The organism is Streptomyces sp. NPDC047515 (genome assembly GCF_040643055.1).
Lineage (GTDB): Bacteria > Actinomycetota > Actinomycetes > Streptomycetales > Streptomycetaceae > Streptomyces.
On record NZ_JBEYTM010000047.1, the window covers coordinates 49,425 to 61,756 of the forward strand.

The window sequence follows — 12,332 nt, forward strand, 5'->3', positions numbered from 1 at the left end:
GAGTAACCGAATCTCACGGGGGAGAGCGTCATGACCGTTACCGAAACGGTGAGTCCGGAGACCGCGCGCACGATGGCTGTGGGCACGGCGGCTCAGGAGCTTCAGCTGAAGCGCGGCGAGTTCGCCGTCGCGCTCCACGTGGGTCTGGTCCGCGTGCTGGTGCAGCAAGGCGGCGGAAGGCCCAGGGTTCTCCGGGAGGAAGTCGACCGGCTGCGGTCGCAGGACGGGTTCCCGGAGGTCCTGCTGGAGCGGGTGCGTACCGTCGGGACGGCGGAGGGGGCTCGACTGCTGGGGATCAGTCCGGACCGCTTCACCAAACTGGCCCGCGCGGGATGCTTCACGCCAGTCACCTTCTATGTCAATCGGTACCGGACGGTGGTCTGGCTCTATCTCGCCCAGGAGCTTGCGGGGTTCGCCGTCCGGGAACCCCGGCTCCTGGTGGGGAAGAGCCCGGACTGGTTGCGCAGCCGGCTGGAGGGAGGTGCCGACTGTCGTGCGCGCGACTGGCGCTCGCGCCGGGTCGAACGGCTGCTGAGCCTCGCGGAGGATCCCTGGGCCCGGGCGGCGGTGCTCGCCGGCACCCTGGATCCGGTGCAGTTGGAGGAGGTGGTCGACGATCCCTACGAGCGCGCCTTCCTCGCGAGGATCCGGCCCGAGCCGGTCTTCGGGGCAACGGGATCGCCCACGGCACGGGAGGCCCAGGCACGCCTGATGCAGGCCGACGAACCGGACGAGATGCTGTGGCGGCGGGTCGGTCTGATCATGGAGCTGGACCACGCCCGAGAAGCTCGACCGGCACCGCGGCCGGGCGACGGACGGCACCTCTGCCCCGACCGTCTGCACGAGCGAGGGCCTGATGGCGCGCACGGATTCGAGAGCGAGTACGGGCTCGGACCGGGAGTCAGCGCCGGGGCCGACCGCGGTCCCGTGGCCCGCTGCGACGCCGAACCTGCCTCGGCTCGTGACCACACTCCCGCGGGTGAACCCACCTCGGTCACCGAGCCTGCCCCGGCGTTCGAGTCCGCGCGGGTGGCCGAGCCCGAATCCGTCCCCGATCCCGTGCGCGATTCCGATCCGGTGGATGGGCCGGATTCCGGACCTGCTCCGGCGCCCACAGCGTTGCCGGAACACGCACTTGGGCTGCTCGCCCGGCTGGGGCTGCGCAGGCGCACGTCTCGGCGGGCTCGCCGGTAGACGACTCGCGCAGGGAGTCCGGCGCCGACATCCTGGCCCCTATGCCGATCAGAGAAGCCACTGCCGAGGACTGGCCCGCCATTTGGCCGTTCTTCCACGAAATCGTCGCCGCGGGCGAGACGTTCACCTATCCGCTCGATCTCGGTGAGGACGAGGCCCGCTCCTGGTGGCTCCTCGCATCACCGAACCGTGCGGTGGTCGCGGTCGACGACGACGGGGCGATCCTCGGCACGGCAAAGATGAACAACAACCACATGGGCAATGGCGCGCACATCGCCAGCGCGAGCTACATGGTCGATCCCCGGCGTTCCGGGCAGGGTGTGGGCCGGGCGCTGTGTGCCTACACGCTCGACTGGGCCCGCTCGTCGGGGTTTCGAGCCATGCAGTTCAACGCCGTGGTCGAGACGAACACCCACGCCGTAGGGCTCTACCGGTCGCTCGGCTTCGAAATCCTGGGAACCCTGCCCGAGGGGTTCAACCATCCGACACAGGGGTTCGTCGGACTGCACATCATGCACCGCACCCTGTGACCACCGCCTGGCGGGTCGCTCGGCAACCCTTTGACCACCACCGGCCACTGACGGACTACCGTTCTGACTGCCTCTCAGGCCGACCATCGCCAAGGGCCGCTCCTCACTTCGCACACGACCCGCGTGCGCCCGTCACGCCGTGTCCGTCATGTCCTAACCAGTGGTGATGTGGGATCAGTTGTGACTTCGGATGTTTCACGGGGCGGGTGCACGCACGGTCGGCAGGGGCAGTACTGTGCGCCCCACCGCCATTCGGGCGATGAAACATATGCGGAGGAAGAATTTCATGACCATACCCAGGAGATCGTTGCGTGCTGCGGGGACACTCGCGGCCGCTGCGGTGGTCGGCCTGACCGGCGCGGTCCTCTCCGCCGGCCCGGCCGCAGCTCACACACCCACCTGGGCCGTGACCTGTTCCGAGGTGAGCCTCGACCTGACCGCCTACAACAGCAACGTCACCAACCAGGTGACCGTCACTGTCGACGGCAAGGACCTCCTGCCCACCGAGACCTTCGGCAGGGAGTTCCACAAGAAGCTTGAGCTGCCCGAGCACGACAAGGAACTCACGGTTCACCTTGTCGTCAAGGCAGGGGACGGAGACAACTTCTCGCGCGACGAGACCAAGCAGGCGCCGGTGTGCGAGGGCACGACCCCGTCGCCCGAGCCCTCCGAGGCCACCCCGACGCCCGCACCGTCCGAGGAGACCCCGTCGCAGGCGCCCTCCTCGGAGGCGCCCGTCGGCAGTGCCACGCCCAGCGAGGCAGCCTCGGAGTCCGCCCCCGCGGCGGCCTCTTCGAGCCCCAGCTCGCCGGACCTGGCCGAGACGGGTTCCTCGTCCGCCACCCCGATCATCGGTGGAGCGGCTGTGGCCGTCCTGCTGGCCGGTGGCGGCATCATGTGGTCCGTGCGCAAGCGTCGCACCGCGCAGCACTGACGTAGGCCAACGGTCCTGCCGCAGAACTGCGGCAGGACCATCGGCCGTGGGGTGTGCCGCCTCGTTCGCGGGGCGGCACACCTCTCGGTGTTCCCGTCACACCCGGTCCGCGGGCGGTGGCCGAGTGGAGTCGGGTGGCGTCAAGGCCCGATCTCGCACCAGATGGCCTTCCCCTCGCCGCGGGGCTCGACGCCCCAACGAGTGGTGACGGCGTCCAGGAGCAGCAGGCCGCGCCCCGATGTCGCAGTCTGGCCCGGACTGCGGCGTCTCGGCCAGACGCTTGAGCGATCCTGAACCGACAGCCGGACCCGGCGGACGGGCTCGGGCAACACCTCCAGGGTGAGCACCGCGCCGCCCTCCGTGTGCAGAAGCACATTCACCAGCAGCTCCCCGGTCACCAGCTCGGCGTCATCGGCGATTTCAGCCATGCCCCAGTCGGTCAGGGCCTGGCGCACGATCGTACGGGCGTCGGAGAGACCCTCGGGGTCGGCCTGATGGATGTACTGGTGCACCCGTGGGGCCCGGGGCGACCCCGGGTCCGGACTGCGCCGCAGTACGAGCAGGGCGACATCGTCCCCCGACCCCCAACGTTCCCAGAGCCGGTCCGAGAGATGATCGGCCAGTGCTTGAGCGCCCGCGGGCCCTGCGCTCACCTCATGGATCAGCGTCTGGACACCCGTATCGATATCGACCCCCGGCTCTTCCACCAGCCCATCGGTGTACAGGACAAGGGTTTCGCCCGGCACCAGGTCGAGACGGGTCTCCGGATACTCCTCGTCCTCGAAATCGGTCGAAATTCCCAGGGGCAGACCGCCTCGTACCTGTGGGCTGCCGACCCGGCCGTCCATGTGCCGGATCAGCGGGCCGAAATGCCCGGCACGGACCACCCGTACGGTTCCGGAGGCGAGATCGACCTAGGCGTACGTGCAGGTCGCGAAGCGCTCCGTGTCCAGTTCGGCGAGGAAGCGCGAGGCCCGGGCCAGTACCGTCGACGGAGGGTGCCCCTCGGCGGCGTACGCGCGCAGGGCGATGCGCAGCTGGCCCATGATGGCGGCGGCATGCGTGTCATGGCCCTGCGCGTCACCGACCACGATCCCGCAGCGGTTCTTGGGAAGCGCGATCACGTCGTACCAGTCACCACCGACCTGGCGTCCGCTCCAGGCCGCGTGATGGCGCACCGCAATCTCGCCGCCCTCGATCTCCTGGATCCGCCGCGGCAGCATCGTCGCCTGGAGACCGGTGGCGAATTCGCGCTCCTCGTCGAAGAGCCTGGCCCGCTGCAGCGACTGCGCGACGATGGCGGCGAGCCCCAGACACAGATTGCGCTCATCGGCGTGGAAGGCCGTGCTGTCGCGGTAGAACAGCGCCAGCGCACCGAGGGATCGGGCCTGTGCGACCAACGGCAGATACGCGGCCGCACGGAAATTCACGCCGCCCGCGTATCGCGCCAGCACGGGATAGCGATGGAGGAGTCCCGACACCGAGGTCAGGAACCGGGGCCGACCGCTGAGGACCGCGTCGCCCCCTTGTCCCTTCTCGCTCAGCGGACGGGACGGGACGGGGGCGCTCGGTTGCCGGTCGTGATCGGTCATTCCTGCTCCGGAGATCGTCCGCCGGGGCTGCCGGGCCGACGCGGCCCGTACGGGTGCCTCAATTGTCGAGCCGGTTCCGGCGAGCTGCCAGGCGGACCCGGTGGGAACCGGGGCGGAGCCCGGTACGGCCAGCCTTCGCACCCCCGCTGCCCGGTCCCACGACGTGCCCCGCAGAATGGCAGCCGAAGATCGTCCGCGAGTGGCGGGCGATACCGCACAGGGGCCGACCGGAGCGCATTCATGAACCACGACGATCCTGTTCTGCTGCACACCGAGGGACGCATCCGCCACATCACCCTCAACCGCCCGCGCGCCCTCAACGCGCTGAATCACGCCATGGTGCTGCGCATCGACGAAGCGCTCGCCGAAGCCGAGGCCGACGACACCGTCACCGCCGTCCTGATCACCGGAGCCGGCGAGCGGGGCCTCTGCGCGGGCGGCGACATCCGGTCGATCCACGACGACGCCCGTGCGGGCGGCAGCGCATCGATGGACTTCTGGCGCGACGAGTACCGGCTCAACGCCCGTATCGCGCGGTTCCCCAAGCCGTACGTCGCGATCATGGACGGCATCGTGATGGGTGGTGGCGTCGGCGTTTCGGCCCACGGCGATATCCGTGTCGTCACCGAACGCTCGCGCATCGCCATGCCCGAGACCGGCATCGGCTTCGTCCCGGATGTGGGTGGGACGCACCTGCTCAGTGCCGCGCCCGGCGAGCTCGGCACCCACTTGGCGCTCACCGCGGACGCAGTCGGCGCGAGTGACGCACTGCTCTGCGGTCTCGCCGACCACTTCGTACCGTCGCAGACCCTTGCCGGGCTGACCACGGAGCTCGCCGCCTGCGACTCGGCAGCAGAGGTCGAGGAGACCGTCCGGCGCCATGCCGTCCCCGCGCCGGACGGCGAACTGGCGACGCACCGGGAGTGGATCGATTCCTGTTACGCGGCCGATTCCGTCGAGGAGATCCTCGACCGGCTCGACAACAGCGGTGTCCCCGCCGCCAAGCAGTCCGCCGAAACGATCCTGGCCAAGTCACCCACCGCGCTCAAGGTGACCCTCGCGGCCCTGCGCAGGGCCCGCGGGCTCGACAGCCTGGAGGCGGTGCTCGACCAGGAGTACCGGACGTCGTGCACCGCCTTCACCCGGCCCGACCTGGTGGAAGGCGTACGTGCCCAGATCGTCGACAAGGACCGCAGCCCGCGGTGGAGCCCGGCTGACCTGGCCGAGGTCACCGAGGCCGACGTCGCGCGGTACTTCGCGCCGCTGGGCGACCGTGAACTCGGCCTGGACACCGGCTTTCGGGCGACGGACTGAGCCGGGACGATCCGCGACGCATCGCGAGGACCGGGACGGATAGCGAGGACGGGGACGGATCGCGAGCGGCGGGGGACCGCGGACCGGCTCAGAGATCGTTCGGGCCGGTGACGGTACGGAACGGCAGACCGAGCAGGTCGGCCGCGGCCCTGAGATCCTTGGCGCGGTGACCGGTGCAGAGAGTCCAGTGATGACCGATGCCGGTCGCGGACCAGGCGTCGGTCCACTCGCCGGGGTCGAAGCCGAAGTCGACACGGGAGGTGGTGTTGCCGATCTCCAGCAGCGGTCCCGGGACGACTTCACCCTCGGATGCGATGAACGCGAAGGTGCCGTCGGCTTCCTGACCGATGCCGAACGTGGTGACGGGGCCGTGCCTGACGTCGATCTCGACGCTGACGCCCCACCCGCGCTTGCCGTGGTAAACACCCAGCCCGCGCAGCAGTGGACCCTTGGCACTGATCGCGAGGTGGGCGGGGCCGTCGTGGCCCATCTCGACCACGCGGTCGCGGAAGTTGAGGGCCTGGAGTGCGGTGAAGGAGCCGCCGGCTCCGAGGGTGTCGGCGATGAGCATGGCGAGGCTGGCGCGCAGCTCGTACTCCCCGGCCATCGGCACGCCCCGGGCCGTCAGCAGCGACGCGCCGAGGATCATGCCCGCGCCGAGCCGTTCGTGGATCTCGCCCTCCAGCCCGCGGTGGTAGTAAGCGAGGCTGTCGAGTCCGAAGTCCTCGACGAGCCGGTCCAGTCCGACCGACACCCGGGCGGCCCAGGCGAGATCGTCCTCGTCGACGGAGTCGTCGAGCGTGAAGACCGTACGCGCCAGCGCGACGCGCTCCACTGCCTCCTCGTCCGTCACGTCGGCTACCCGGACCCGCAAATCGTCGAATTCGAGGACTTCGACATGTCCGCCGAACTGGGCCGAGACCAGCGTCATGTCAGTGGAGACATCGAGCATCCCGGGATAGAGATGGCCCATCAGCCCGTGCCGGCCGTGCCGCATCGCGCCCCGCACGCGCGCGGCGGAGATCCAGCGGCGGATGCGGCTCCAGGCGTTCTCGTCGTGCAGATGGCCGGATACGGAACGGAAGGGAATGCCGCTGCGCCGGAACACATTGGCGATCTCCGGCAGCGGGCACTGTCCGCAGTGGGCCAGCCACTTGCCCGTGTCGGTGTCGGCGTGGTCCATCGCTTCGGTCGGCTGGAGGTCGATGACCAGTACCGGAGTGTGGGTGCGCTGGGCGATGGGCAGGACCATCGAGGCCGTGAGGTACGTCGTCAGGAACGTCACGACTATGTCGCAGTCGGCTCCGCGGAGCCGTTCGGCCGCCGTGGCGGCCTCCGGCGGGTCAAAGATGAAGCCTGCGTCGACGACCTCGCAGCCCAGTTCCTCGAAGCGCCCGGTCACGAAGCGCGCGGATTCCCGCAACCGGTCGAGGAGACCGGGGAACTGCGGCCAGTACGCACCGAGTCCACCGGATACCAGACCGACTCGGGTACGACGTCGCGCCGTGCGGGCGAGCACTCCGCCGGCCACGGCGGAAGAGACATCAGTCATGAGCTTCCTTCCTTCGTCGTCCATCGAGGGCCCCGGCGTCCCCGGAGAGGGCCGGGCCCGCTGTCCGGGTGTCCAGGACCCGGACGGGTGCCTGCCTTGCCGCAACCCGGTCCCAGGCCCGCTGATCCCCCTGAGGGGTGTAACGGCGCAATTCCTGGGTCCGCGCGACGAGTCGTCGCATCTCCATGAGGTCGCCCACCAGGCCATGGGCGCGCGCCTGCAGCAGGACGTTGCCGAGCGCCGTCGCCTCGGCGGGACCGGCCGTGACGGGAAGCCCGGTGGCATCCGCGGTCCACTGACACAACAGCTCGTTGCGCGAACCCCCGCCGACGAGATGGATCCGGGTCAGCTCCCGCCCCGCCAGCGTGGCGGCCTGCCGCAGGGTCCTGCGATGAGCCAGCGCCAGGCTTTCCAGCACACATCGCACATACCCACCAGGGCTGTCGGGCGGCACCTGCCCGCTTCGCACGAGGTGGGCGTCGATCCGCGACGGCATGTCACCCGGGGCAAGGAACATCTCGTCGTCGGGGTCGATCACTGCGGCGAACGGCCTGGCACGGGCCGCTTCTGCGAGCAGTTCCGCCAGGCCTGGAACCGTTCCCTGCCTGCCCCAGGCGCGGCGGCACTCCTCAAGCAGCCACAGGCCCATGGTGTTGCGGAGGAGACGGATGGTGCCGTCCACCCCACGCTCATTGGTGAAGTTCGCCGCCCGGGACTCCTCCGTCAGAACCGGAGCCGGCAGCTCCAGGCCGGCCAATGACCACGTACCGCAGGACACATAGGCGAATCCGGGCTCGGTCGCGGGCACCGAGGCGACCGCCGACGCCGTGTCGTGCGAGGCGACGGCCGTCACCGGCGTACCGACGGGAAGACCGGTGTACTCGGCAACGTGCGGCAGCAGTGTCCCGGCCGGGTCACCCGGCTCGCGCAACGCCGGAAACCAGGAGCGTTCCAGGCCCAGCCGGCCGATCAACGCATCGGACCAGGTCCCGGCGGACGCGTCCAACAGACCGGTCGTCGAGGCGTTGGTGATCTCCGCGCCCAGCGTGCCGGTCAGCCAGTGCACCATGAGGTCGGGGATCAACAGCATCGTTCGTGCCGCACCCCACTGGGCATTCGCGCGATGCGCCGCGAGCTGGAACACCGTGTTGAACGGCAGATGCTGCAACCCGCTGACGGCATAGAGCTCCTGCGCCCCGCATTCGGCCAGTACCTGCTCGACGGCCTTGCCGTTACGGCTGTCGCGGTAGTGGAACGGCAATCCGAGAAGCGCCCCGTCGGCGTCGAGAAGGCCGTAGTCGACCGCCCAGGTATCGATGCCGATCGAGGCGAGCGGTCCGCCACGCGCCGCTGTCCGCAGACCGTCCAGCATCCCCTGGTACAGGGCGAGCACGTCCCACCGCAGCCCGTCCGGCAGCCGGACCGGGGCATTGGGGAAGCGGTGCACCTTGGTCAGCACGAGCTCGGCGGGCCCGGCCCGGCCGGTGATCACCCGGCCGCTGGTGGCACCGAGGTCCACGGCCGCGAAGACCGCGTGGCTTCGTGACGTCACAGGCATGGAACTCTCACCCGGTCCGTAGCAGCGGGAGAGGTCATCGAAGGAACGCCGCCGCCACACCGGCGTCCACGGGGATGTGGAGGCCGGTCGTGTGCGTGAGGTGCCCACCGGTCAGCGCGAAGACGGCGTTCGCGACGTGCTCCGGGAGCACCTCGTGCTTGAGGATGGTCCGCTGGGCGTAGAACTCGCCGAGCTTCTCCTCCTCGATGCCGTACGTGGCCGCACGCTGCGCACCCCAGCCGCCCGCGAAGATTCCGGATCCGCGCACCACCCCGTCGGGGTTGACGCCGTTCACCCGGATCCCGTGCTCGCCCAACTCGGCCGCCAACAGCCGTACCTGGTGAGCCTGATCGGCCTTCGTCGCCGAGTAGGCAATGTTGTTCGGGCCCGCGAACACCGCGTTCTTCGACGTGATGTAGACGATGTCGCCGCCGAGGTTCTGTCCCCGCATCACCCGCGCGGCTTCACGCGAGACGAGGAAAGATCCGCGCGCCATGATGGCATGCTGAAGATCCCAGTCCCGGGCCGTGGTTTCGAGCAGCGGCTTCGAGATCGAGATGCCGGCGTTGTTGACGACCAGATCCACACCGCCGAAGGCCAGCACCGCGCTCTTGAACGCCTCGGCGATCTGCTCCTCGCTCGTCACGTCGACGGTCACCGCCACGGCCCTGTCCGCCCCGCCGAGCTCCCGCGCCACCAAGGCGGCGCTCCGTGTGTCGACGTCGGCGACGACGACACACGCCCCCTCCGCGGCCAGCCGGTGTGCGACGGCCTTGCCGATACCGGACCCCGCCCCTGTGATCAGCGCCACCCGGGTGGCCAGCGGCTTGGCCACGGGCATCCGGCGCAGCTTGGCCTCCTCCAGTTCCCAGTACTCGATCCGGAACTTCTCGGACTCCTCGATCGGCGCGTATGTCGACACGGCCTCGGCGCCCCGCATCACGTTGATGGCATTGAGATAGAACTCCCCGGCGACCCGGGCGGTCTGCTTGTCCTTGCCGAAGGAGAACATGCCGACCCCGGGCACCAGCACGATCGCCGGGTCCGCGCCGCGCATAGCGGGGGAGGCGGGAGCGGCATGACGCTGGTAGTACGCGCGATAGGCCTCCCGGTACTCGCCGTGCAGTTCCTTCAGACGCGCCGCCACCTCGGCCGGCGGGACGTCCGCGGGCAGGTCGAGGACGAGCGGGATGATCTTTGTCCGAAGGAAATGATCCGGGCACGAAGTGCCGAGCGCGGCGAGCCGCGGGTGTTCGGTACGGGACAGGAAGTCCAGGACGGGCTCGGCGTCGGTGAAGTGGCCCACCTGCGGACGGTCGGTGGAGGCCAGAGAGCGGATCAGCGGTGCGAGCGCGGCGGCGCGCTCGCGGCGCTGATCCGCGGCGAGGGGCTCCCGGCCTGCCCACACCGGTCCGAACGGCTCCGCCCGGCCCCGCTCCTGAAGGAATGTCTCGGCAGTGCGGATCACCCAGAGAGCGTTGCGCTCACACTCGTCCGAGGTCTCGCCCCAGGCCGTGATGCCATGGCCACCGAGGATCACTCCGACGGCCCGTGGGTTGGCCGCCCTGACCGCCGCGATGTCCAGGCCGAGCCGGAAACCGGGTCTGCGCCAGCCCACCCAGGCCACCTTGTCACCGAAACACTCCGCCGTGAGTTTCTCGCCGTCGACCGAACACGCCAGCGCGATCCCGGAGTCCGGGTGCAGATGATCGACGTGCGAGGCCTCGACCAGCGCGTGCATCGCCGTGTCGATGGAGGGCGCGGCACCGCCCTTGCCGTGCAGGCAGTAGTCGAACGCGGACACCATCTCGTCCTCACGCTCCACCCCCGGATACACAGCCTTGAGCGCGCGGACCCGGTCCAGGCGCAGCACGGCGAGACCTGCCTCGGTGAGTGTGCCGAGATCGCCGCCGGACCCCTTCACCCACAGCAGCTCGGTCTGGCCGCCGGTGACGGGGTCGGTGCCGGTGGCCTTGACGGACGTGTTGCCCCCCGCGTAGTTGGTGTTGCGGGCGTCGGAGCCGAGCCGATGGGCGCGCTCCAGGAGGGCGGCGACTTCGGGGTGCGTCGCGGGCGTCATGGGATTCCTTCGTGGTCGCAGTCGGGCGGAACCGTGCGGACGGGTGTACGGGGGAGAGGGGGTGCGGTTCAGGCGCCCCAGCCGGCCTGCACGCCACCGACCCGTATGGTGGCGATGCGCTCCTGATTGCCCGAGGCGAGATACGCGGCGAACGGATCCCCGGCCAGGCCGAGCTCCTCACGCACCTCGGCGAGCAGCGGACGGACGTCGGTGTTGTACGCGTCCATCAGGACGCCGTTCGCGGCCAGGACATCGCCGGACTGCTGAGCGGTGCTCAGCGTGTCCATGTCGATGAGCAAGGCCTTGGCGGTTGCTTCCTGCACATTGGCGACCGACCGGATCACGGCAGGAATCTTCGCCTCGATGTTGTGGCACTGGTCGAGCATGAAGTTGACGTTCGTCTCGGACCTCATTCCACCGTTCTTGACCACCTCGTGCGTGATCCGGAACAACTGGAACGGATCGGCGGCGCCGACCATCAGATCGTCGTCGGCGTAGAACCGTGAGTTGAAGTCGAAGGCACCGAGTCTCCCCGCACGCAGCAGGAACGCCACGATGAACTCGATGTTGGTGCCCGGCGCGTGATGTCCGGTGTCCACGACCACGTGAGCCTTGGGACCGAGGTTCAGGCAGTGCGCGTACGCCGTGCCCCAGTCCGGCACGTCCGTCGTGTAGAACGCGGGCTCGAACAGCTTGTACTCCAGCAGCATCCGCTGGTCGTCGGCCAGTCGCCCGTACACCTCGGCCAATGCCTCGGCGAGCCGGTCCTGACAGGCCACGATGTCATCCTGCCCGGGATAGTTCGTGCCGTCGGAGAACCAGAGCTTGAGATCGGGGGAACCGGTCTCGTCCATGATGTCGACGCATTCGAGCAGATGGTCCGTGGCCTTGCGGCGCACCTTCGGGTCGGGATGGGTGACCGACCCCAGCTTGTAGTCGTCGTCCTGGAAGACGTTGGAATTGATCGCGCCGATCCGAAGCCCGAGGTCGGCGGCGTGTCGGGTGAGTGCGCAGTAGTCCTCGACCTTGTCCCACGGGATGTGCAACGACACCTTCGGCGCCACGCCCGTGAACGCGTTCACCTGTGCCGCGTCCTCAAGCTTCTCGAACGGGTCGCGAGGCACTCCCGGCTGTGCGAACACCTTGAACCGCGTCCCGGAGTTTCCGTATCCCCACGACGGCGTCTCGATCACCTGGGACTTCAGGGCCGCCTTGACGGCCGACACATCGGACATGAACACCTCACAAGCGGAGTCATCCAGCGACCGTGGTCGTTCGGACGATGTGTGAATCGTTTCAGCCTGAACCTACGCTAGGTTTGCGGTTGGCTTGCAGTCAAGCCTCAAGCGAACAGTCGGGTGAGCCCCCCGCCGGCTTCTTAGTCGGCTTGAATCAATTCACCACGCGGTCGGCAGACCGGAGGGGAACCGGTCGCGTGGCGGGTTCGGTCCTGGCCGACCGGGATCGATCGCGCTCGGGACTACTCAGCTTGGCGTTTTACCTCGCCTGTCACCCGACCTGCTGATCTGGGGTCGTTCGCGTGACAGCGGAGGCGGCCGTTCTCCACGCTTTCGAGAT

At 69.2% G+C, this 12,332-nt stretch carries 8 protein-coding genes and 1 pseudogene; 4 read left to right on the plus strand and 5 right to left on the minus strand.

Translation table 11 applies throughout. The features are described 5' to 3' along the window. Positions 1-30 precede the first annotated feature (30 nt). The 3 genes from ABZ826_RS29870 (at position 31) to ABZ826_RS29880 (ending at position 2,658) form a co-directional block, all read left to right on the plus strand. Positions 31-1,194, plus strand: coding sequence for a DUF6397 family protein (locus ABZ826_RS29870; RefSeq protein WP_361454988.1), 1,164 nt, complete (start codon positions 31-33; stop codon positions 1,192-1,194). 41 nt (positions 1,195-1,235) lie between these two features. Next, positions 1,236-1,724 carry a GNAT family N-acetyltransferase gene (locus ABZ826_RS29875; protein ID WP_361454991.1) on the plus strand — a complete coding sequence of 163 codons (489 nt, stop codon included), beginning with the start codon at positions 1,236-1,238 and terminating at the stop codon, positions 1,722-1,724. Positions 1,725-2,010: 286 nt separating this feature from the next. Beyond that, entirely contained in the window at positions 2,011-2,658 is a 648-nt protein-coding gene (locus ABZ826_RS29880) for an LAETG motif-containing sortase-dependent surface protein (RefSeq protein WP_361454994.1), read from the plus strand. Between the two features lie 96 nt (positions 2,659-2,754). Here the strand turns inward: ABZ826_RS29880 and ABZ826_RS29885 are convergent. Beyond that, a pseudogene (locus ABZ826_RS29885) lies at positions 2,755-4,178 on the minus strand (SpoIIE family protein phosphatase); the annotation flags it as partial. 312 nt (positions 4,179-4,490) lie between these two features. On the opposite strand from ABZ826_RS29885, the gene ABZ826_RS29890 reads away from it, so the two are divergent. Beyond that, entirely contained in the window at positions 4,491-5,564 is a 1,074-nt protein-coding gene (locus tag ABZ826_RS29890) for an enoyl-CoA hydratase/isomerase family protein (protein WP_361454997.1), read from the plus strand. Between the two features lie 88 nt (positions 5,565-5,652). Here ABZ826_RS29890 and ABZ826_RS29895 read toward each other — a convergent pair whose 3' ends face one another. From ABZ826_RS29895 to rhaI, 4 genes are all read right to left on the minus strand, one after another. Further along, a complete protein-coding gene (locus ABZ826_RS29895) occupies positions 5,653-7,116 on the minus strand; it encodes an L-fucose/L-arabinose isomerase family protein (protein ID WP_361455000.1) in 1,464 nt (487 codons plus the stop codon). After that, on the minus strand, positions 7,109-8,674 hold the full coding sequence (locus ABZ826_RS29900; RefSeq protein WP_361455003.1) for a rhamnulokinase family protein: 1,566 nt from the start codon (positions 8,672-8,674) through the stop codon (positions 7,109-7,111). Before ABZ826_RS29900 ends, ABZ826_RS29895 begins: the two co-directional genes overlap by 8 nt. A gap of 34 nt (positions 8,675-8,708) precedes the next feature. Next, entirely contained in the window at positions 8,709-10,754 is a 2,046-nt protein-coding gene (locus ABZ826_RS29905; protein WP_361455006.1) for a bifunctional aldolase/short-chain dehydrogenase, read from the minus strand. Between the two features lie 68 nt (positions 10,755-10,822). Next, entirely contained in the window at positions 10,823-11,989 is a 1,167-nt protein-coding gene (gene rhaI / locus ABZ826_RS29910) for an L-rhamnose isomerase (protein ID WP_361455009.1), read from the minus strand. Between the last annotated feature and the right edge of the window lie 343 nt (positions 11,990-12,332).